Genomic DNA, 20,728 nt, shown 5'->3' on the forward strand with positions numbered 1-20,728 from the left:
ATAGCGTAAAGGTGTATGGGCATTGTCTGAATTCATCTTGATCTCCTCCGAATGAAAAGAGGGCATTCGTATTAAATCGCCATGTTATTCAGATTTTTTCGACAGCGAATCAGTTACTTAGTTCCTATACAGCGTCTGAGACGGCTTTGGTGCTGGCGGCGGTGCGCGCGGTTGGCGAGGCGAAGGAGCATGCGGCCTACATCGGCCTGGACGTCCACAAGGAGACGATTGCGATCGCCGTGGCCGAGCCGGGGCGCGGGGAGCCGATCTATCGCGGGGAGATCGCCAATGCGTCGAAGGAGATCGAGAAGCGGATCGCCAAGCTCAGCGACGCCTATGACGGCGGGTTGCGACTCTGCTACGACGAAGTCGGCCCCTGTGGCTGTGTGCTGTCTCCTCGAGAGCCTGCCAGCTCTACCAGCTCTATCACTGTCACGTCACCCAGCCCATGTTGCGCTAGCAACTGCTTGAATGGGGCATCGAGCCCTCCGTGGGTCGGATCAATGCCGCTACTCAGCGGAAACTCGACCCCGGTTGACACTTGGGTATCACGCCCAGTCGCCGTCCGCGCGGCTCGATTCGGAGTTTAGACGCTCCGAGCGATCAACCGGCGTCAGCCCCATGGCTCGTCGGTCTGAGGCGAAGCCTCGCTAGAATTGCGTCGCTATTTCTTGTCCCCAGGGTAGTTGCAGGCTAGAGTTGCTGTAGATCAATCCTGCCAGGTCGGTTACACCGCAAGGTCCAAGCAGCGGATGCCTCAGTCTTTGCGAGCTGCGGAGCGCGCGCCGACTCCTACGTCGCAGCGTCGGCGAAGTCAATCGATGGGACAACCTGAGCCCGAGATAACGCCAATAGGCTGTCGAACATGCCGTATGAGACCAGGGGCCTTGATGGCGCCGATTCGGCGCCTGACGGACCCATTGCCCCCGCCAATAACGAATTGGCAGATCCGCAGAGCCTGAAGGAGTGGGCTGCCGCTTACGCGCGTTCTGTTGTCGCACCCAGTGCAGGTGCGGATGCCGAGTTCATTCTCTTCCGCCTTGGCGAGGAACGCTTTGCGGCGAATCTCGATGAGCTTGACGAAGTCGCCAACGTGGTCGGCGGGATCGCGGTTGCGCATGCCAGCTCGCTGGTGATTGGTCTCACCAACCTCCGCGGCGAGGTATTGCCCCTGCTCGATACTGGCGCGCTGCTGGATGCAGGCTCGAGCGTCTCCATTGGTGCCAGCAACCGAACCTTGGTCGTGCGCGACCGGCGCGGACGGCGCAGCGGTCTGCCGGTCGATGCCGTCATCGGCGTCGCCAACTTAGACCCGACCACCTTCAATCTCTACCCGGGGCGGCGCGGCCATGGCCTGATTGGGCGCCTTGGCATCGCCGAGCACGATGACGCTGCGCTGACACTCGTCGACTTGAGCCCGCTGCGGCGAGATACCCTTGATCAATTCTGACCGGTGGTGTCGCCTGCGCCAAGGACCGCAAGCGATCTTGTGAACCCCGGGCACGCTGACGAAGATGCCATGACCAACGAAACAGATGACCTGCGTTATCAACCGGGGCGGCTCGAAGGCGACGGGCGCGATGGTCCCTCCGAGGAGTTCTTTACCGTGCCGGAGCCCGATGGTGTAGAAAGCGGTGTGCCATTCGAATCCCAAACGCCCGGCGACACTTATGGAGATAAGCACCGTCAAGTCCTGCAGGAAGCCGCGCCTGCTTTGAGTCTCAGCGCTGATGCCTCGCGCACCCTCGGCGGCATGCCGCTCAAGCGCAAGCTGATGCTGAGCTTTGGTCTGCTTACGATGGTGATCCTGATCCTTGGTGTGGTTTCCCTCGGCGCGCTGCGCAACATCAGCGTGCACGGTATTGCCGAGATTGGCCAGCATGCTGATCTCGCCCGCCTGTCCAACGAGCTGCACGCGACCATCGCGCTGATCGGCGGCGAGGAGCAGAACTACCTGCTGTTGGAGGACAGTGGCGCGCCGCGCCGAGTGGCGCGGTACAGCGCACGCGCTGCTGAGCTGATCAAGGGCATCGGCGCCACTGTCGCGGGGATGGAGCATACCGCCGACAGCTTCTCCGCCGAGCAGTTGTCGGCGATCCGTGCCGCCGCCGCCGACTACGGCGAGCGCTTCGCGCAGCTTGCCGAGACCGTCGACACCGACCGAGTCGAATTGGCTGCGCAGGATGCCGATACGCGCGCCGCCGCTGGCGCGCTCCGCGCTGGGCTCGATGCCACCATCGGCGAATTCGATGCCTTGCTAGAGGGCCTGCGGCAGCGGCAGGGAAAGGGCATGGCCGGCGATGGACAGTCGCTGGAGCCGCTACTGCAAAGCTTCGCCGGCGACTTGGCGACCATGGGCGGGGGGCTTGCGGCCTATGTCGCGGGTCTTGACCCGAGCTATCCTGAGCTGGCCCGCGCTACCTTCGGCGAGGCCCTGGCCCAACTCGAGCTGCTGCGCGAGCAGAGCACCGACTCGCGCCTCAAGCGCGATCTTGGCGCGGCACGCAAGGCCCTGCTGGCCCATAGCGTGCTGTTGCGCGAGACTGCCGCGCAGCGTGCCGAGGCTGCGGACCGTGCCGCTCGGTTGGAGGCCCACATCGACGCCGAGAAGGACGCGCTGCATGCGCTGGGCAGCAAGCTGAGCGAGCGCACCGAGGCATTGTCCGTCGTCGCCTGGCGCGAGATGGCGGAAGACAGCGCCATGCTGACCGCGATGGGGACCGGCGCGCAGTGGTTGGTGGGCATCACCGCAGTCATCGGCGTTGGCGTCGGGCTCCTGGTCTTGGTGACCATTCCGCGGCCCATCAGCACCGCCATCGGCCAGTTGGTGGATGGTGCTCAGCGCATCGCACGCGGCGACCTGGGAACGCCGATCTGGGTGCGGAGCCGCGATGAACTTGGCCTACTCGCGAATACCTTCGAGCACATGCGCACCAACCTGTCCGGGCTGGTGCGGCGCATCCAGCGCTCGGCGGTGCAGCTGTCGTCCTCGATCAACGAGATCCAGGCCGCGGCTACGCAGCAGGCGGCGTCCTCGTCCGAGCAGGCGAGCGCGGTCAATGAACTCAGCGCATCGCTGAACGAGATGTCTCAGAGTGCCGCGACCCTCCTTTCATCGGCGGAGAATGTGGGCAGCAGTGTCGATGGCATCGCCGACATCGTGGCTGGCGGCAACGAGAAATCCGAGGCGATGATGCGTTCAATGGACGCCATCGGCACCTCGACCCGCCAGACCGCCGAGCGCATCAAGTCCCTCAGCGATCGCATGGACGACATCAACGGGGCCGTGACCACCATCTCCGGCGTCGCGGACCAGACCACGCTGCTGTCACTCAACGCCTCCATCGAGGCCAACAAGGCCGGCGAGATGGGCAAGGGCTTTGCGGTGGTCGCCCACGAGATCAGGCGTCTGGCGGACCGATCGATCGACTCCGCAGGCAACATCAACGCCATGGTGCGCGATATTCAGCGCGCGACTGAATCCTCGGCCTTGGCGATGGACAAGTCCTCGGAAGAGATTCGCCATGGTGTGGTGCTGGTTGGCGAATCCGCTGGTGCGCTTGTCTCGATCAATGATTCGATGGAGCGTATCCAGGAACAGATGAGCATGATTCTCGAGAGCGTGCGCGCCCAGGCCGAGTCCTCACGGATGGTGCAGAGCACCTCGACGCAGATGCTGTCCTCGGCCAACATGGTGTCCAAGGCAGCAAGCCAGACCCGCTCAGTCACCCATGACCTCAACACCATGGCGGCGCAGCTATCGGCCGCCGTCGCGGCCTTCAGCACCTGACGGAGACTGCGGTGGAGGTGTTGCTTTTCGAGACTGCGGGTACGTCCTACCTCACGCGCCTGGATGCGCTGGACGAGGTGCTGATGCCGGTCGAACTCGAGCGGTTGGCCGGCGCGCCGCCCTTCCTGCGTGGCGTGATGAGCCTGCGCGGTGAGGTGTTGCCGGTGATCGCGCTCGGTGAGCGCCTCGGCGCCGGTGACCCCGGTCCCTGGAGACGCAGCAGCCGCATTCTCAAGGTCAGGGTCGGCCAGCGTCCACTCGGCTTCATCATCGACGCCATCGGCAGGATTCAGGCGCTAGATGCGGGGGCTGTGCAGGCGCCAATCTTGGCGGAGACTACCGACAACCGCTTCCTCGGTCCGCTATGGCGGATCGACGGCCATCTTGTTCAAGAGATTCGGCTCGACGCCGTGCTTGATGACGAAGCACTGCTCCAGCTGCATGCCCATCCACTTCAGCTGCCGCGATGATCGACTTTCTCGACATCTTTCGCGAGGAGGTCGATAGCAACCTCAAGGAAGCGACGCGGCTCACGATCGCGCTGGAGAACGGCGAGCCCGAACGCGCGCAGACCGAGGCCTTGATGCGGGTGTTTCACACGCTCAAGGGGGCGGCCCGGGCGATGCAATTCGAGGAAGAGAAACAGACCGCGCACCTGCTCGAAGACGTCTATCACGACCTGCTCGACGGCAAGACCGACTTTCGCCCAGAGCTTGTCGATCTGAGCCTGAAGGCGATCGACTTCTTCCGCGACCAGGTCGCCGCGCGGGCGGCTGGCAGAGCGCTGCCGGATGTCAGCATGCTGGCCGAGCAGGCACGGCGCTACTGCGCAGGTGCGCCCTTGGCTGCGGTTGGCGCCGATCTCGCGCCGCAACAAGCCAGGCCGCCAGTGCCACCGTCGGAGGACAGGAAGGAAGCGACATCGCCGCAAAGGTCGACGACCGCAGCGGCGCGCTCCGATGCGGCATCGAGTCTGAAAACGGCAGCGGTCGCAGATGCCGAAAGGGCGCAAACGGATGCCTCCGATGACGCCCAGCTCTCCGCGATCTTCCACGCCGAGGCGCAGGAGCGTCTCGACCAAGCTGGCCGCTTGCTCGATGGCATCGATCCCGCCGGCTTCGCGCCGGAAGGGCTCGAGGCACTGCGGGGCTGCTTCCGCGAACTCAAGGGCACCGCGCGTGCCATCGGGCTCGATCGGATCTGCGAGGCGGCGGGCGCTGTCGAGGTCCTGCTGAGCCAGGTTGCCGCCGGCAGCCTGCCCGCGGGCTCGGACCTGAGTTTGCTTCTCCGCTGTGCACTGCGCTGGATTGGTCTCTTGGTGGCTGAGGGGGTCGCCGGAGCGCCTGAGCGATCGATCGAGCCGCTGCGAGAGCAGCTTGCCTGCTATGGTCGCGGCGAGCCGATCGGCGGTTGCAGCGCGCCTGGTGCTGGCGCTCCAACCGAGGTATCCGCTGACGCGCGCGCGGCCGGCGCGGATTCGAGCATTGGGTCGCGTGCGGGTGCGGGCGGCGGCAGTGAGTCCGAAGACCAGGTCTTCGCCAAGGCGCCGGCGATCGGCGAGGCCGAGCGCGAGCGTTCAGCGGCCACCCAGAAGCCTTCGGCCGGCGGGGGACGGTCCGCCCCCCGCCGGCGCGCAAGCGTTGCCTACGAGCAGCTCGACCGGCTGCATCGGCTGTCCGGCGAACTCACCGTCTCTGTTGGCGCCATGGCCGGCCAGCGCAACCGCGTCCGCCTGCTGGCGCGCGAACTCGACCAGGCCACGCGACAGATCGCGCGGGTCAGTGCGGGACAGCTCAACGCCATCTCCGGGGTTGGCGACGGCGATTTTGCCCTGCATGAGCTTTTGCAACCTGTCATCGAGCGCCTGGATGCGATCGGCGATGGGTTGGAGTCGCTGAGCCAGGTCCATGACCGCACCGAGGGGCAACTCCAGCGGCTCGCCGGGCACCTGGTGGACGAGGTCACGCAGGCCAGGCTGGTGCCTTTGACCGAGTTGCTCGACGACTATCCGCGGATGGTCCGCGACCTCGCTCGGGACCTGGGCAAACAGGTTGCGCTGCGCATCGAAGGCGATCAGGGCCGGATCGACCGCGCTGTCCTCGACGCGCTGCGCAACCCACTCCTACACCTGGTCCGCAACGCCCTCGATCACGGGATCGAGACACCGCCGCAGCGCCGTGCCGCCGGCAAGGACGATGCCGGGCGGCTTGCCATCGAGGCCCAACAGCTTGGCTCCATGATGCGCATTCGGGTTGCCGATGACGGCGCTGGCATTGACCTCGACCGGTTGCGCGAGACCGTCGTCGGTAGCGGGCGCACCACCGAGACACTCTGGGGCGCCATGGGGATCGAAGAGCAGATGCAGTTTCTCTTCTTGCCCGGCCTGTCGACGGCGACCCATGTCTCCGACCTCTCCGGTCGCGGATTCGGTCTCGACATCGTGAAGTCGGGGCTCGATGCCATGGGGGCACGCGTCGGTGTGCATAGCGAGCGCGGGCACGGCTCCTGTTTCGAGCTGCAGGTGCCCTTGAGCCTGGCGCTGACCCGCTGCTTGCTCGTCGAAGGAGGGCGCCATCCGCTGTTTGGCGTCCAGCGCTATGCATTCCCGATGCACGAGGTCGTCTCAGTGGCCCGGGTGGATGCGCAGCGGTTGCGCCGCATCGAGGGTCGCCTGGCCGTCCGTCTGGGTGACGAGACGCTGCTGCTCTATGAGTTCAGTCAGCTCTCGGGGCTGGCGCCGCTGTCATCCGAGGTGGCCGACAAGCATCTGCTGGTGCTCGGTGACGGCGAGCGGCGCGGTGCCCTGCTGGTGGAGGCGGTCATCGATGAGTTGGACGTGGTGACACGGCCTCTGGATGAACGCCTTGGGAAGGTCCAGGAGGCGGCCGGCGTGACCCTCCTCAATGACGGCGGATTGGCGCTGGTCGTCGATACGCCGGATCTCCTGGAGCGATTGGATCAAGGTGTCGTGCAGCAGATCGAGGCGAGCGTCGAGACGCCGGAGAAGGTCAGTCACATCCTGGTCGTCGAGGACTCGGTCACGGTACGAGAGGTCGAGCGTCATTTTCTCACTCAGGCCGGTTATGCCGTGACCACCGCGGTCAACGGCGTGGACGGACTCAACAAGGCCAAAGCTGGTGATCACGACATGGTCGTCACCGACATCGATATGCCGAGAATGAACGGCATCGAGCTGATCCGTGCGCTGCGCGCGATCGATCGCTTCCATGAGCTACCTGTCATCGTGGTCTCCTACAAGGATCGGCCCGAGGACCGCGAGGCCGCCCTTGACGCCGGTGCCAACCGTTACCTGACCAAGGCGCAGTTCGACACCGATGCGATGCTCGAGACCGTTGCCGAGCTGCTCGCGGCGGCAAGTCCCGCAGCCTTTGAGCGGGCAGGGGCATGAGCGATCAGCCTCCAGCGCAAGCCCGCGAGTCACGGGCGCCCACATCCTGGGGTGCCGGGGACGGGGACAGCTCCTCGGTGGAGCGGGGCTTCGCTGCAAGGCCGAGCGGCGAGTCGAGGTCTGCGAGCGGCGTGGTCGTCGGTGTCGTGCTCGTCAACGACTCGCCGGTTGCGCGCGCGGTGACCGGCGCGGTGGTTCAGGCGGCGGGCGAGTTTCGACTGCTCGGGAGCGCCGCGGGCGGTCTGGCGGGCGTTGCGATGGTCTGCGATAAGCGTCCGGCATTGGTCCTTCTGGATATGCACATGCCCGACATCAATGGCGTTGAGGTCACCCGACGGATCATGCGCGATTGCCCGACGCGCATCCTGATCTGCAGCGCCACCATCCACCGCAATGCGGGCTTCCTGTTCGATGCACTGGCGGCGGGGGCGCTCGACTTCGCCCATACACCGACACTCGCGGCCAAGGCGGGATCTCAAGTCGGCCGCGCAGAGCTGCTCAGCGCCGGCGCTGAACTCCTGCACAAGATGCGGCTGGTGTTGCAGCTCGAGCCTTCAGCGCGAACGCCGAGCTTGAGCCGATCGCGGCGTCCGTCGGGCGCTGCGCCAGTGGACTGGGTGTCAGAGCGCCGCCCGGACCCTCAGCCAGGTCTGCCATCGGCCGAGATTGCGCGGCACGCGCACCATGGCTTGATCACCAGCCTGCCGCCCATCGTCGCCATCGGCTGTTCAACTGGCGGCCCATCGACCCTGGCCCGCTTGCTGCGCGCCTTACCACGAGCCCTACCCGCTGCCGTGGTGGTGTCGCAGCATATCGAGGCGGATTTCACCGCAGGGCTGGCCCAATGGTTGAGCGAAGAGGCCGGCAAGCCGGTCTGCGTCGCACGCGATGGCGAGCCACCACTGGCCGGTCGCGTCTACATCGCCGCTGGGGGGCGGCGCAATCTGACGCTCGCCGCTTGGGGCGCGCTTCGCTATGAGCACTCGGGCGATGCGCTCTACTATCCCAATATCGACCGGATGATGACCAGCGTCGGTGAACGGCTTGGTCAGCGGGCCTGTGGTGTGATCTTGACCGGGCTCGGCGACGACGGGGCGGCCGGGCTCGCGGTCCTGGCTGCGGCTGGTGGTCGGGTGTTGGTGGAGGACCCGCAGACGGCGGTGATCGATGGCATGCCGCGCGCCGTGCTGCGTCGGGGGTTGGCAACCCACGGCCAGTCACCGGAAGACCTGGCGCTGACCATCGCGCGTTGGGCGCGAGGCGTCGCATGAGCACGACCTATGTCGACGCTGCGGTGTGCGATTGGGTTCGCTCGACCACAGGGATCAGCATCACGCGCGACAATGCCGCCCCGGTCGAACTGGCGATTCGCCTTGAGGCCGAGCGCCGGCGGTTGAGCCCTGCCGAGCTGGTCGCTGGCGTGCTGAGCGGACGGCTGCCGGCGCAATCCTTCATCGATGCCATCACCACCAATGAGTCCTATTTCTTCCGTGCTCAGAAGCAGATGGAGGTTGCTGTCGGTGAGCTGCTCCCGGAACGTCTGCGCAAGCAGCCCGAACGGGACCAGCGGTTGTTGTCGATCCCCTGTGCGCGGGGAGAGGAGCCCTACAGCATGGCTATCTTGCTGCGCGAGCGGGGTATAGCAGATCCATCGGTCAGGCTCATGGGTGCGGATATCTCGCAACGCTGCCTTGCCGATGCGCGACGCGGGGAGTTCGGCGCCTTGGCGCTGCGTCGCACCGATGCGGTGCGGGCGAAACGCTGGTTCCGCGCGGTGGACGCGCGTCGTTACCGTCTTGACCCGACGATCGTCGCGCGTGTTCAGTTCCATCGGATCAACCTACTCACGGATGACGTGGTCGCGCTGGGTGGTCCCTTCGACATTCTGTTCTGCCAGAATCTCCTGATCTACTTCGACCCAGCCACGATTGCTCGCGCGCTGGCCGCGCTGCGTCGGCTGCTGCGCCCGGATGGCTGGCTGTTCGTTGACCACACGGAATGGAATCTCCCGCGCGCCGGCTTCCAGATGCAGGAGCGCGGTGGCTGCGTTGGATTCAGACCCAGCGGCACGCCGCTAACGGACGCGATGGGTCCGCCGCCTGTATCCCGTCGGCGCGCCGTGCCGAAGCCTCCGCCTGCATTACCGGCGCGTCCTCTGACAAGCACTGCACTGCGGCCCGAGCCGCCGTCACGCGCAGCCACGGGACCGGCGCGGGTCACAGATGACGCGTTCGAGCCGCCGCCGCCGACCGCGCTCGATGCCTTCGATGCCGCGCTCGCACAGGCTCCCCTGGACTCGGCGGCGCTCCTGGGCAAGGCACGCGTGCTGGCCGATGGCGGGGAGGAACTCGAGGCGCTGGAATGCCTGGAGACCTTGCTTGAGGCGCTTGACGAAGGCGCGATCCAGATGCCGCTCGATGATCGGATCGAGGCGTTGGCGCTGTTCGGCTTGCTGCTCAACCGTAAGGGGCTTGGTGGTTTGGCGCAGGGCTATTTCGACGAACTGGCCCGGCTCGCCCCTGGGCATGCGGTGCTGCGCCTGCGTGGGGCCGGCCATGTCTGAGTCGGGCGGCTTCCGTGTCCTCATCGTCGAGGACTCGCCGACCATGCGTGCGGTCTGCCAGCGCTCACTGGAGCAGGCCGGATTCGAGTGCGAGACGGCCGTCAGCGGCGAGGATGGCCTGGCCCGGCTGGAGGCGGCCTGGCACGACTCGCGGCCGTTCCACGGACTCTTGCTCGACTGGCTGCTGCCGGGAATGGATGGCTCCGAGGTGCTGGAGCGCATCGGCGCGGACCGGCGCTTCGATAACCTCGCCGTGATGATCTTCACCGAACGTCCCGACAGCCGCGCCTATCAGTTGGCGACGCTTCGGCCCAACAACGACATACAGCTCAAAGAGGACTTGACGCTGTTGCCCTATCGCATGCGCAAGTTCCTGACCACCTACAGTGACATCGGCGGCATGGGAGATTGGCGTGCCCGGCAGCTCTTGAAGAGTCGCGAGGATACAGGCGGTACCGTGCTCTTCGTCGACGATTCGCCAACGGTTCGGGCCAAATACGGCGATCTGCTGCGCAACAGCGGCTACGAGGTCCTACTGGCCGACTCGATGCAGGCGGGCCTTGATCTGGCCCGTCGGCTGCGCCCAGATCTGGCGGTCGTCGATTACTTCATGCCGGGTGGTAATGGCGACGAACTCTGCCGCAGCTTGTTGGCCGATGATCGGACTAGCGACATCACCGTCGTGATGCATTCGCAGCGCCGCGAGATGGTGGAGCAATCCTTGGATGCCGGTGCCATCGATCTGATCTGGAAGAACGACCCGGTCAATATCTTTCTGATGCGCGTGGCCTCGATCATGCGCACCCTGCGTGCCGCGCGTCAGGCCAAGAAGCTGGACATCCTCTTCGCGGCGACGCAGGCACTGGATATCGGCGTGATGTCGTACGCTGATGGGGAATGGCAAGATTTCAACGAGACCATGCACCGCTTCATCGATGATTGCGGCAGCCTTGCCGCATTCGATCCGGCGGACGGCGACTGTCTGCCGCGGCGTCTCGAAGATCGCTACAATCGGCATCGCGCCTTCAACATCTATCCGATCTCGGTCTCGGCGGCGGACCGGGTCGTGCTCATCCAGGACGTCAGTACCGTCGTTGATCAGGCCGATGCGCTGGAGCGCGCACGGGACGAGGCCTTCGAACTCGCCGAGGCCAAGAGCCAGTTCTTGGCCAATATGAGCCATGAGATTCGCACCCCGCTGAACGGCGTCATCGGCATGCTCGAGCTGCTGCGAGGCACCGAAGTCGGCGAGCAGCAGCTGCACTTCATCGACACCGGCGTTGCCTCTGCAGAGGCCCTGCTCGGCGTCATCGGCGACATCCTCGACTTTTCCAAGATCGATGCCAACCGGCTAGAGCTGGAGCACTCGCCGTTCATGCTCCCTGGGCTGGTCGAAGAGACGGTGCAGATGCTCGCGGCCAAGGCGACCGAGAAGGGCCTGGAAATGGTCTGCGACGTGCAACCGGATGTGCCGGTGCAGGTCATCGGTGACCCCAACCGGTTGCGGCAGATCCTGGTCAATCTGCTCGGCAATGCGCTTAAGTTCACTGAGCAGGGTGAGGTTGGGTTGCGGGTGTGGCTCGAGCAGGCCGAGGGCGCGCAGTTGCGTGTGGCCTTTGCCGTCTGCGATACCGGCGTCGGCATCGGTCGGGCGGCTCAGCAGCACATCTTCGAGGCCTTTCGTCAGGCCGACAACAGCACCTCGCGGCGGTTTGGTGGCACCGGGCTAGGACTCGCGATCAGCAACGAGCTGACACGCATGATGGGCGGTGAACTCAATGTGGAGAGCGCGCCCGGCGCGGGCAGCACCTTCTTGTTCACCGCGGTGTTCGATGCGGCCAGCGCGGAGTCGGACCAGGCTCCATGGGAAGAAGATGAACTTTCGGTCTTGGCGGGCAAGCGGGTGCTGGTCGTCGACGACAATGCAACCAATCGGCTCTATCTGCGAGGCCTCTGCGAGGCCTGGCACATGCAGGTGACCGAGGCCGAGGATGGCAAGCGGGCGCTGAGCTGTCTCGATCAAGCGTCGCGGCGATTCGATCTCATTCTGCTCGATCGGATGATGCCCGAGATGGACGGGCTCGAGTTTCTAAAGCGACTCCTCGCGCGCGGCGAATCCGATCCGCCGCAGGTGGTGCTGCAGACCTCCATGGACGAATTTGGCGAGGAGCGCGCGGCACGCGAGCTTGGTGCAGCGGGGCGCCTGGTGAAGCCGATCCGTCGACGCGCACTGCTGGATTTGCTGACTCGGTTGTTCGGGTCGGGGCGCGCTTCGCAGCCTCCGCCGAAGCAGGCTGATGCGCCTCGGCTGGACGCTTGTCGCGTCCTGGCGGTCGAGGACAATCCTGTGAATCAAGAGGTGATCTCGGGCATCCTCGCGCGTGCCGGCTGCGAGGTGTCGGTGGCCGAGAACGGCGCGCTGGCGCTTGAGCGGATCGCCGAAGAGCACTTCGATGTGGTGCTGATGGATTGCGAGATGCCGGTGATGGACGGTCTCACGGCGACGCGCCGGTTGCGCGAGCGCGAGGTCGGACTCAGCGCCGGCGGTGCAGATGCTGGCAATGCGCGTCAATTGGTGATCGCGCTGACCGCCCATGCGGCGCCCGCTGAGCGTGAGCGCTGCATGGCCGCTGGTGTCGACGATTACCTGACCAAGCCAGTGCGCGCGGTGGAACTCATCGAGACGATCAGGCGCATACTCGACAAGCGAGCAGATGCCGATTCGCACCCGCGCGCTAAGTCCTCCGCAGCGGCTGCGCTGGCCCCGGAAGCAGCGGATGGGGCCGCAGTCGAGTCTGGTCCCGCGCAGGCTGAGGAGCCAAGGGTCACGACGCCCAAGAGCGCTGTGCTGGATCTGCACATGATCCAAGGTCTGCGCGAAGCGATTGGTGACATCGTGCCGGTGATCGAGGCCGCCGTGGCCGATTTGCCGCCGCGGCTTGTTCAACTCGAGCAGGCCGCTGCCGATAGCGATGCCGAAACGATGCGCCGCTGTGCACACACCCTGGCCGGATCACTCGGGAATCTCGGCGCACGCGGCGCGGTGCGGCAGGCGCGCGCACTCGAGCAGCGCGCGGCTTCCGGCGATGCAATCGGCTCGCTGGTCAGCGACGTCGTCGCTGGCGTGCACGAGGCCGAGGCAGCGCTGCAGCAACTGTTGGAACAAGAACGGCTCCTTGAAAGAGCAAGCAGGCAACCTTGATGACTTTAGATACGAATACCGAGGAACGCCCGTTGGCGCTCGTGGTCGATGACGACCCGGTACTTCGGCTGGCGGTGAAACAATTCGTTGAACGGTTAGGGTTCGAGACGCAAGTGGCCACCGATGGCCGCGCGGCGGTCGAGCTGTTCACGAAGGTATGCCCCGACATCGTGCTCTTGGATGCGGCGATGCCGGAGATGGACGGCTTCGCCGCCTGTGCCGCGATGCGCGCACTGCCGGAAGGCGCACATGTCCCGGTGATCATGATCACCGTCTATGAGGACGAGAGCAGCGTCGATCAGGCCTTCAATGTGGGTGCTGATGAGTACATCACGAAGCCGATCCACTGGGCCGTGCTGCGCAACCGGGTGCTGCACCTGGTCAGTTCCTACCGCGCGGAGCGACAGCTGCGCGATGACCATGCCTTCTTCCAATCGCTGGTTGATTCGATCCCGGACCCAACCGTTGTCGTCGACACCAACCTCGTTGTGCGCTGGGTCAACAGTTCCGCTCCCGGGTTCTTCGCGTTCGAGGCGATCAGCTTGGGCGACCCCTTGGCCTTTCATGCAAAAGCGACCATCGATGATGACAGCGACACGCCCTTGCTGAGTCTGATCACCAATATCGTCACGCATCCTAAGCATCAGAACGAGACGATCGAGTGCGTGCTCAGTGTCGGTACGGCACACGACAATCGCTTCTTCGCGCAGCTCCACGCACGCGCGCTGCGCGGCGTGCAAGGGCAGGTGCATGGTTTTATCTTGCGATTGCAGGACGTCACCACGCGTGAGCGCCTGCGCAGCGAGGCGTCGCACTTGGGCGATCTTGCAAGGCACGATTCCTTGACCGGGCTGGCAAACCGGATGCTATTCGAAGAGCGTCTGCGCTCCTTGATAGCACGGCACGACGGCACCGACGAGCGGCGTGTGGCACTGCTGTTTCTTGATCTCGATGGCTTCAAGGCGATCAACGACAGCTATGGCCATGCCGCCGGCGACCAACTCCTGCGCGCGGTTGCTGGCAGGCTCGAGTCGCTGGTACGGCGCGGTGACCTTGTTTCTCGGCTGGGCGGAGACGAATTCGGCATCTTGCTGACCGAGGTGGCCGATCTTGATGTGATCAAGATGCTCGCCGAGCGCCTCTTGGATAGCGTTCGTGCGCCGGTTGTGATCGGTGGGGAGTCATGCAGCGTCAGCGCCAGCATCGGCATCGGTGTCTTTCCGGACCATGCCGAGAGCGGAGAGGATCTCGAGCGCTGCGCCGACTCGGCGATGTATCGGGTGAAGAACGCAGGCAAGAGCGGCATCCGATTCGCCGAGCCGATCCGCTAGGTCTCGGCAGGCACTGCATCGCGGGATGCGGCCATGCGCAGCAGCTGAGTTCCTGCCTTGACGAGATACCCACTAGGCGCCTGATTTGCGAGCTTCCTCGGCCGAGCCAGTTTTTCGCCCAGCAAAGGCGCCCAGTGGGTTCTGGGACGACCTCAACGACCGCATCGAGCAGGTCGGTGTCATGCTGCCCTTGCCGGCGGTCGTGCGCGAAGGGAGCTTGGCTGCTGAGGCTGTGCTCTGAGTGAAATGACCCCCGGCAAAGCCGGGGGCTTATTGGGGCGACCGCCTCGAAGGCGGATCAAGAGCTGGAGCCGCCCAAGGCGGCTGACTCGACGCCGAACGCGGTGGAGCCCTGCTGCTGCATTGCCCCTACTACTGCATTGCCCCTACCGAGATCGCGCTCATTACTTGCGCAGCGCCTTCACCGCTTCAGCGGTCACTGGCGATGCATCATTGCCCCAATTGGCGCGGATGTAACTTGCCACCGTCGCAATCTGCTCATCGGTCAGCACCGAGCCAAACGCAGGCATCATCACATTCGGCGAGAATGCCTCCGAGGGATCGGCCGGGGCACCGAGTAAGAGGGTCTTGAGCACATCGTTTGGCAGCTCTGCATTGACCACCGGATTGTCTCGCAGCGCGGGGAAGTAGGGTTTCAGGCCCTGGCCATAGTCCTGATGGCAGCCGCTGCAGTTCTTCGTGTAGATCGCCCGACCTTGCTCGTAGGCCGCTTCTGTCAAGACATCTGGTACCTTTGGCTGATTGCGCAGCTCGGTCTTGGGCGGCAGGTCCTTGAGATAAACGGCCATCGCGCGCAGGTCTGAGGCATGTAGCTTCGACAGGCTGTCATGCACCACTTCGGCCATCGGGCCTAAAACCTCGGTCGCCGACGCATCGCTCGGGTCCGGCTCCTTCGCATCGAGTTCAGCCGGTGCCTTCCCGGTCTGCAGGAAAGTCGCCAGCTCATCGACACTCCAACGACCGATGCCCTGGCTCAGATCAGAGGTCAGATCCGGCGCATACCAGCCATCGACGATCGCACCTGTCATTGCCTCCGAAGGCTCGGTGGCGCCGGCCATGTTGCGCGGGGTATGGCAGGCGCCGCAATGGCCAAGGCCTTCGACCAGATAGGCGCCGCGATTCCATTCATCGCTGTGGCTTGGATCCGGCTGGAAACGGCCCTTGTCGAAGTAGATCTCCTGCCAGCCGAACATCAGGTCGCGCACCGAGAACGGCCAGCGCAGATCGGTCTTGGGCGGCTGATAGTTTGAGGGCTCAAGCGACATCAGGTACTCCTTGATCGCCAGCAGATCATCGTCCTTGACCTTGGTGAACGAGGGATAGGGCAGCGCCGGGTAATAGGGGTGTCCGCTCGGCGAAATGCCGTCCTGCAGCGCATGCAGGAAGTCCTCATCGCTGAATGAGCCGATACCAGCGCCCTTCGAAGGCGTGATGTTCGGCGTGTAGATGGTGCCGAACGGGGTGTCGATGGGCAAACCGCCCTCGAAGGCTTTGCCATCAGGCCGCGTATGACAGGCAATGCAATCACCGGCGGTCGCCATGTACTGGCCGTAGACCAAGCGCGCGCTCGGCAGATCGCTTGCGGCTGCAGCCGTTTCGGCCGGCTTATCGCCAGCCACCGCGAGCGCGCTCGCGCAAAGTAGGTTCGCCGTTAGGGCCAGGGGTCGAAAACGCATAGCTGATAACTCCATCGGTTGCATGATCCAGGCTTTTTAACCCAAGTTTGACAGGCCGATTCTCAATTCTCTTCGAGTCAGCCACTTGCGGGGGCAGACATTGGCGAGTGGCACTCCAAAGGCGCCGTTCTTTGAAATCAGCTGGACGAACTGATAAGCCAGCACGGTGATGAACAGGTGGCCATCGGCCCGCGCTTGCTTGTGGTGGAAGATCGGACGTCGTCCCACCTTCGGCCTATTCATGCGGCTGGCACCTCGTCTCGGGGGACGTCAACTGCTCCAGCGTCGCAAGCATCGACAAGGCATGGCTCCGAGCTGACCCGCACATCTCCTCACTTGGAGCCAATGATCCGCAGACGCTCGGGCGGCTCCGGGCGCCGAACAGCTTACAGGAGAGGTCTGCGTTGAGCTGAATGCAGGGCACGCCCGCCGGCTTGCCATCCGGCATGCCTGGGATGGGGCTGCTGATCGAGGGTGCAATGCAGCACGCGGCGCAGCCGGCTCGGCAGGCGCGGGCCTTGGCCTCAGGACTCAATGGCGAGCCTCAGACCGAGCCGCTGCCCGAGTTGGACCTTTTGGCCCGCGACGAGTCCGGGCTCCCACTGTACCCGATTCGGGGGAAAGAGCAGGATGACCGTTGAGCCGAGGTTGAATCGGCCCATCTCGTCGCCGGCCTCGAGGCGGATGTGCTGAGCGTCGTCCGCGTAGTCCCAGCGCTGGATGCTTTGTTGCGAGTGGGGCGGGGTGATCTCGCCCGCCCAGACCGTCTCGATGCCGCCGACGAAGATGGCGCCGACCAAGATGAGGCCCATATTGCCGGCCTCCGTATCGAAGCGGCAGACGAGACGTTCGTTGCGGGCGAAGAGTCCAGGGACGAGGCGCGCCGTGGTGGCGTTGACGCTGAAGAGTCGGCCTGGCACATGGCGCATCTGCGTCAGGTCACCGGCCAGCGGCATGTGGATGCGGTGATAGTCGTTCGGTGACAGGTAGATGGTTGCGAACTGGCCGCCGTCGAAGGGATGCGTTTCGCTCGACTCGAGTCCGAGCAGGTCCTCTACGCTGAACTCATGCCCTTTGGCCTGGATGAGCTTGCCGTTGCTGATGGCGCCGATTTGACTGATGGCGCCGTCGACCGGGCAGAGCAGGGCGCGCGGGTGCGCGTCCAAGGGCCGCACATCCGGTTTGAGGGCGCGGGTGAAGAAGGCGTTGAAGTGCGCATACGCCGCGAGCCGCGGCTCGAGCGCCAGGTTCATGTCGATGCGGTAGAGGCGGGCGAAGATGCGGATGAGCAACGCCTTGAGCGGACGCCACCTGACCCGCGCCAGTCGATACATCTGCGTGGAGAGCCAGCGCTGAGGAATGAGGTGTTGGAGTGCGACGAAGAGCCGCTCTGCGATGCTGGGCTTGGTCGGGCGCGTCATGGCTGCTCCGGAAGCAGGGTGGAGGCGTCCGCGTAGACCGCCTTGAGGTCCTCGGCGACAGCTTGACCGCTCTCTTGCGCTGGGAGCAGGGCAACCAGGTAGCCGCCGGGGCCGAACAGGAAGAGGGTCGGCGCTGCGTCGTCCGCGAGGCCCAGCGCGGCTTGGAGCCGGTCGATCTCCTCGCCGTCGCCGCCCAGAATGTGCAGCGCCGGCGAGAGCCGCGCAAAGTTACGCGCGAGGCTGGGCGCCTCGCGTGTGGTCACGAGCACAAGCTGTAGCGAGCGTCTGAGCTGCGGCTGGTCGGCGACCCGATTGTAGGCGTCGACGAGTCGCTGCACGGACCGTTGGCCTGATGCCTGGGCCAGGTCACCGAAGGCCATGAGTGTCCAGCCGCTGGCGAGATGCGTCTGATCGAAGGCCTGACCCAAGGCATCGCGCAGGGCGAAGTTGGGGATGGCGCCGACCGGCCGCACCAGCACCCCGTTGATGCGCGTCGGCCCGTCGCCGCCTTGCTGATGTCGATTCCCCCACTGATAGCCCAACACGAAGAGCGCCATCGCGCCCAGGACCATGACCAGACGCAGCCAAAGGCTATGGCGGTTGCGGAGAAACATCTCGGGCGTCGCCTAGCCGGCGTCCGCGCCCTGATCCAGCACGGCTCGCGCGGCCGAAACGGCGGCGCCGCCGTCGGTGCGATAGCCCATCGCCGCCAGTTCGGTCGCGAAGGCGCTGAGGCAGAGCAGGATATTCGCCGGGCGGCTGCTGTAGCCCATGAGTCCGATGCGCCAAATCTTGCCGGCCAGATCGCCGAGTCCGGCGCCGACCTCGAGGTTGTAGCGGCTCAACAGCCGCGCGCGGAGCGCGGCCTCGTCGATCCCGGCGGGGACCGAGACGCTGTTGAGCTGCGGCAGGCGCTCCGGCTCCGGGACGATCAGCTCCAGCCCCAGTGTTTCGAGGCCCGCGCGCAGCGCCAGATGGTGATGGTGATGGCGTTGCCACGACTGCTCTAGCCCTTCCTCGGCGAGCATGACCAGCGACTCGTGCAGGGCATAGAGCGCGTTCACGGGGGCCGTGTGGTGGTAGGTGCGCTTCTGCTCGCCGCTCCAGTAGCCCATCACCAGGTTGAGGTCCAGGAACCAGCTTTGCACCTTGGTCCCGCGGTTGCGCACCTTCTCCAGTGCGCGCTCGTTGAAGGTAACGGGCGCCAGCCCTGGGGTGCAGGAGAGGCACTTCTGCGAGCCAGCGTAGACGGCGTCCAGCCCCCAGGCGTCGACCTCGAGCGGCGAGCCGCCCAGCGAGGTGACGGTATCCACGATGGTCAGGCAGTCGTGCTGGCGCGCGATCGCGGCCAGGGCCTTGGCATCCGAAAGCGCGCCCGTGCTGGTCTCCGCGTGCACGAAGGCGAGGATGCGTGCGTTGGGATGCTGACTGAGCGCGCTTTCGACTTGGTCCGGGTCGACGGCGCGGCCCCAGTTTCCTTGCACCACGATGGGCTTGCCGCCGGCACGCTCGACATTCTCCTTCATGCGACCGCCGAAGACGCCATTGACGCAGACGACGACCTCATCCCCCGGCTCCACCAGGTTGGCGAAGCACATCTCCATGCCGGCCGATCCGGGGGCGGAGACGGGCATGGTCAAGGCATTCTGCGTTCGGAAAGCCTGGCGCAGCAGGGTCTTCAGCTCATCCATCATGGTGACGAAGGCTGGATCCAGGTGCCCGATGGTGGGGCGTGCCAGGGCTGCCAGAACGCGCGGGTGGACATCGGCGGGGCCTGGCCCCATCAAAGTTCGAGGAGGCGGATTGAAGGAGCGAATGGTCATAGTGGCCGTCCGGAGGTCTGTCAGCAGCCCGCGCGGAGGCGTGGGCGAGTGAATGCGAAGCCTGAGTGGGCGCCCCAGTATAGGTGGCACCCACGAGCGGCTCAAGACAGTGAAAATTCGACCCCAGCGGGCCGATCACAGAGAGGTTTAGATGAGTCGAAAAGTCGATAAGTCGGATGCCGAATGGCGTGCCGAGCTAACGCCCGAGCAATATCACGTCTGTCGGGAAAAGGGCACCGAGCCCGCTTTCACCGGCCAGTACTATGACCTCAAGGCGTCGGGGATCTACCGCTGCAGCTGCTGCGGCGAGTCGCTCTTCGGCTCCGAGGAGAAATTCGACTCAGGCAGCGGCTGGCCGAGCTTCTGGCAGCCGACGGATCCCGCCGTGGTTGGCACCGAGGAAGATCGCAGCCACGGCATGCAGCGCGTCGAAGTGCATTGCAACAGCTGCGGCGCGCACCTCGGGCACGTCTTCCCGGACGGTCCGCGCCCGACTGGACTGCGCTATTGCATCAACTCGGTGTCGCTCGAGTTCGAGCCCAAGGACCACTGACTGGCCGTCGCCAGCCAGGGGCAAGGCCGCGGTCTTGGGAGGCGTCAGGGGCTATTGGGGGCGGACGGGCGTTTGGCCGTCTCCGTCACCTGACCCTTCCAGCTCGGTGGGGATCTTGATCTCCATCTCGTCGTCCTTTGCCGTGGGCTCGCCGCCAGCGTCCGCCTCGTCCGGACCGGTGCCCAGGATCCCGACCGTGGCGTTTTGTCCAGGCACCTCGAAGCGCATCTCGGGCCAGATGGCCAAGCCCTTGGCGGCGGAGATGGTCCCGCCAGAGGCTTCATCAATGGCGGTACCGCTGAGGGCCGTGCGCACGATCATGGGGCTCTCGCCGGTGATCCCCGTCAGCTTGCCGGTGCCGCCGGTGATGGTGAACTTGCCCTTGCAGGCGCCCGGTGCCCCGTCGCAGTTGAACTCCGCGTAGACGTAGTCGCCCGTCGGACTCTCCAAGGTGCAATAGCCATGGCCTTCCGTTTGATTGGTCAGCACGTGGATGATCTGGGTGGACGGGCAGGTGAAGAGCGCGGTGTCGAACAGGCCATCACCGTGCTCGATGTACATGATGCCCTCGAAGGTGCCGATGAACTGAAGTTTGTCCACAGCGACCTGGAAGAGCTGCCCATTGGCCTCCCAAGGTGCTAGGACCTTCGCCGTGCCTTGCTCGGCCATGGCCGGCAGTGTCGGGAGCAGGAAGGTGAGGACGAGTGACAAGACGCTGCGCAGCATGGGTGCTCCGGACGAAGAGGCGGTGGTTGAGTGGGATCCGAGACGATTCTATGGCAGCCGAGCCGGCCGCGTCGATGGCCGGCTCAACGCGCGTGACTCGGCTGCGATGAAGATTGACGAGATGCTGACCTAGGCTGCGGTCTCGGGTTAGGAAGCGCCCATCAACTGTTTCCCGATGTGAGCGATCCCGTCCGAAATCCCCCCTGACCCCCC

The 20,728-nt window shown here is 65.0% G+C and carries 18 protein-coding genes; 11 read left to right on the forward strand and 7 right to left on the reverse strand.

Annotated elements, in window-relative coordinates; all coding sequences use genetic code 11:
* Positions 1-865 precede the first annotated feature (865 nt).
* The 9 genes from G3480_RS14975 (at position 866) to G3480_RS15015 (ending at position 14,536) form a co-directional block, all read left to right on the forward strand.
* On the forward strand, positions 866-1,450 hold the full coding sequence (locus tag G3480_RS14975) for a chemotaxis protein CheW (protein ID WP_164654699.1): 585 nt from the start codon (positions 866-868) through the stop codon (positions 1,448-1,450).
* Between the two features lie 69 nt (positions 1,451-1,519).
* Positions 1,520-3,790 carry a methyl-accepting chemotaxis protein gene (locus tag G3480_RS14980; protein WP_164654700.1) on the forward strand — a complete coding sequence of 757 codons (2,271 nt, stop codon included), beginning with the start codon at positions 1,520-1,522 and terminating at the stop codon, positions 3,788-3,790.
* An 11-nt stretch (positions 3,791-3,801) separates the two neighbouring features.
* Positions 3,802-4,260: a chemotaxis protein CheW gene (locus tag G3480_RS14985; RefSeq protein ID WP_164654701.1), complete on the forward strand. Its 459-nt coding sequence runs from the start codon at positions 3,802-3,804 to the stop codon at positions 4,258-4,260.
* The gene (locus tag G3480_RS14990) at positions 4,257-7,199 is read left to right on the forward strand and encodes a hybrid sensor histidine kinase/response regulator (protein WP_164654702.1); all 2,943 of its coding nucleotides are present in this window, start codon (positions 4,257-4,259) and stop codon (positions 7,197-7,199) included. The genes G3480_RS14985 and G3480_RS14990 overlap by 4 nt, the downstream gene beginning before the upstream one ends.
* On the forward strand, positions 7,196-8,470 hold the full coding sequence (locus tag G3480_RS14995) for a chemotaxis protein CheB (RefSeq protein ID WP_164654703.1): 1,275 nt from the start codon (positions 7,196-7,198) through the stop codon (positions 8,468-8,470). The genes G3480_RS14990 and G3480_RS14995 overlap by 4 nt, the downstream gene beginning before the upstream one ends.
* Positions 8,467-9,762 (forward strand): CheR family methyltransferase, encoded by a 1,296-nt coding sequence (locus tag G3480_RS15000; RefSeq protein WP_164654704.1) that lies wholly within the window; start codon positions 8,467-8,469, stop codon positions 9,760-9,762. Before G3480_RS14995 ends, G3480_RS15000 begins: the two co-directional genes overlap by 4 nt.
* Positions 9,755-12,964 (forward strand): response regulator, encoded by a 3,210-nt coding sequence (locus tag G3480_RS15005; RefSeq protein ID WP_164654705.1) that lies wholly within the window; start codon positions 9,755-9,757, stop codon positions 12,962-12,964. Before G3480_RS15000 ends, G3480_RS15005 begins: the two co-directional genes overlap by 8 nt.
* Positions 12,964-14,295, forward strand: a complete 1,332-nt coding sequence (locus tag G3480_RS15010) for a GGDEF domain-containing response regulator (RefSeq protein ID WP_164654706.1) — start codon at positions 12,964-12,966, stop codon at positions 14,293-14,295. The genes G3480_RS15005 and G3480_RS15010 overlap by 1 nt, the downstream gene beginning before the upstream one ends.
* An 85-nt stretch (positions 14,296-14,380) precedes the next feature.
* Complete coding sequence (locus tag G3480_RS15015; protein WP_164654707.1) at positions 14,381-14,536, forward strand: hypothetical protein; 156 nt, start codon at positions 14,381-14,383, stop codon at positions 14,534-14,536.
* A gap of 163 nt (positions 14,537-14,699) precedes the next feature.
* Here the strand turns inward: G3480_RS15015 and G3480_RS15020 are convergent, their stop codons facing one another.
* Genes G3480_RS15020 through G3480_RS15040 form a run of 6 tightly spaced genes read right to left on the reverse strand, consistent with a single transcriptional unit; the run spans position 14,700 to position 19,236 of the window.
* Positions 14,700-15,992, reverse strand: coding sequence for a cytochrome c (locus G3480_RS15020; RefSeq protein WP_164654708.1), 1,293 nt, complete (start codon positions 15,990-15,992; stop codon positions 14,700-14,702).
* Positions 15,993-16,028: 36 nt separating this feature from the next.
* Positions 16,029-16,235 (reverse strand): hypothetical protein, encoded by a 207-nt coding sequence (locus G3480_RS28410; protein ID WP_240905831.1) that lies wholly within the window; start codon positions 16,233-16,235, stop codon positions 16,029-16,031.
* Positions 16,228-16,527: a YkgJ family cysteine cluster protein gene (locus tag G3480_RS29240; RefSeq protein WP_338114148.1), complete on the reverse strand. Its 300-nt coding sequence runs from the start codon at positions 16,525-16,527 to the stop codon at positions 16,228-16,230. Before G3480_RS29240 ends, G3480_RS28410 begins: the two co-directional genes overlap by 8 nt.
* Positions 16,517-17,413 (reverse strand): archaetidylserine decarboxylase, encoded by an 897-nt coding sequence (asd, locus tag G3480_RS15030; protein WP_164654709.1) that lies wholly within the window; start codon positions 17,411-17,413, stop codon positions 16,517-16,519. Before asd ends, G3480_RS29240 begins: the two co-directional genes overlap by 11 nt.
* The gene (locus G3480_RS15035; RefSeq protein WP_164654710.1) at positions 17,410-18,027 is read right to left on the reverse strand and encodes a thioredoxin domain-containing protein; all 618 of its coding nucleotides are present in this window, start codon (positions 18,025-18,027) and stop codon (positions 17,410-17,412) included. The genes asd and G3480_RS15035 overlap by 4 nt, the downstream gene beginning before the upstream one ends.
* A 12-nt stretch (positions 18,028-18,039) precedes the next feature.
* Entirely contained in the window at positions 18,040-19,236 is a 1,197-nt protein-coding gene (locus G3480_RS15040; RefSeq protein WP_164654711.1) for a pyridoxal-phosphate-dependent aminotransferase family protein, read from the reverse strand.
* Between the two features lie 151 nt (positions 19,237-19,387).
* Here G3480_RS15040 and msrB point away from each other — a divergent pair, with 151 nt between their 5' ends.
* Entirely contained in the window at positions 19,388-19,789 is a 402-nt protein-coding gene (msrB, locus tag G3480_RS15045; RefSeq protein ID WP_164654712.1) for a peptide-methionine (R)-S-oxide reductase MsrB, read from the forward strand.
* Between the two features lie 51 nt (positions 19,790-19,840).
* Here the strand turns inward: msrB and G3480_RS15050 are convergent, their stop codons facing one another.
* On the reverse strand, positions 19,841-20,500 hold the full coding sequence (locus tag G3480_RS15050; RefSeq protein ID WP_240905832.1) for a hypothetical protein: 660 nt from the start codon (positions 20,498-20,500) through the stop codon (positions 19,841-19,843).
* Here G3480_RS15050 and G3480_RS15055 point away from each other — a divergent pair.
* Positions 20,484-20,648: a hypothetical protein gene (locus G3480_RS15055; protein WP_164654698.1), complete on the forward strand. Its 165-nt coding sequence runs from the start codon at positions 20,484-20,486 to the stop codon at positions 20,646-20,648. The genes G3480_RS15050 and G3480_RS15055 overlap by 17 nt on opposite strands.
* The last annotated feature ends 80 nt before the right edge of the window (positions 20,649-20,728 follow it).

It is taken from the genome of Thiorhodococcus mannitoliphagus (assembly GCF_010915725.1).
In the GTDB taxonomy this organism is placed as follows: domain Bacteria; phylum Pseudomonadota; class Gammaproteobacteria; order Chromatiales; family Chromatiaceae; genus Thiorhodococcus; species Thiorhodococcus mannitoliphagus.

Excerpts from the sequence above, each read along its gene's own strand:
- G3480_RS14990 (WP_164654702.1), top strand. The coding sequence starts at position 4,257 with ATGATCGACTTTCTCGACATCTTTCGCGAGGAGGTCGATAGCAACCTC.
- G3480_RS15000 (WP_164654704.1), top strand. The coding sequence starts at position 8,467 with ATGAGCACGACCTATGTCGACGCTGCGGTGTGCGATTGGGTTCGCTCG.
- G3480_RS15005 (WP_164654705.1), top strand. The coding sequence starts at position 9,755 with ATGTCTGAGTCGGGCGGCTTCCGTGTCCTCATCGTCGAGGACTCGCCG.
- G3480_RS15010 (WP_164654706.1), top strand. The coding sequence starts at position 12,964 with ATGACTTTAGATACGAATACCGAGGAACGCCCGTTGGCGCTCGTGGTC.
- msrB (WP_164654712.1), top strand. The coding sequence starts at position 19,388 with ATGAGTCGAAAAGTCGATAAGTCGGATGCCGAATGGCGTGCCGAGCTA.
- G3480_RS15035 (WP_164654710.1), bottom strand. The coding sequence starts at position 18,027 with ATGTTTCTCCGCAACCGCCATAGCCTTTGGCTGCGTCTGGTCATGGTC.
- G3480_RS15020 (WP_164654708.1), bottom strand. The coding sequence starts at position 15,992 with ATGCGTTTTCGACCCCTGGCCCTAACGGCGAACCTACTTTGCGCGAGC.
- G3480_RS15040 (WP_164654711.1), bottom strand. The coding sequence starts at position 19,236 with ATGACCATTCGCTCCTTCAATCCGCCTCCTCGAACTTTGATGGGGCCA.
- G3480_RS14980 (WP_164654700.1), top strand. The coding sequence starts at position 1,520 with ATGACCAACGAAACAGATGACCTGCGTTATCAACCGGGGCGGCTCGAA.
- asd (WP_164654709.1), bottom strand. The coding sequence starts at position 17,413 with ATGACGCGCCCGACCAAGCCCAGCATCGCAGAGCGGCTCTTCGTCGCA.
- G3480_RS28410 (WP_240905831.1), bottom strand. The coding sequence starts at position 16,235 with ATGAATAGGCCGAAGGTGGGACGACGTCCGATCTTCCACCACAAGCAA.
- G3480_RS14975 (WP_164654699.1), top strand. The coding sequence starts at position 866 with ATGCCGTATGAGACCAGGGGCCTTGATGGCGCCGATTCGGCGCCTGAC.
- G3480_RS14995 (WP_164654703.1), top strand. The coding sequence starts at position 7,196 with ATGAGCGATCAGCCTCCAGCGCAAGCCCGCGAGTCACGGGCGCCCACA.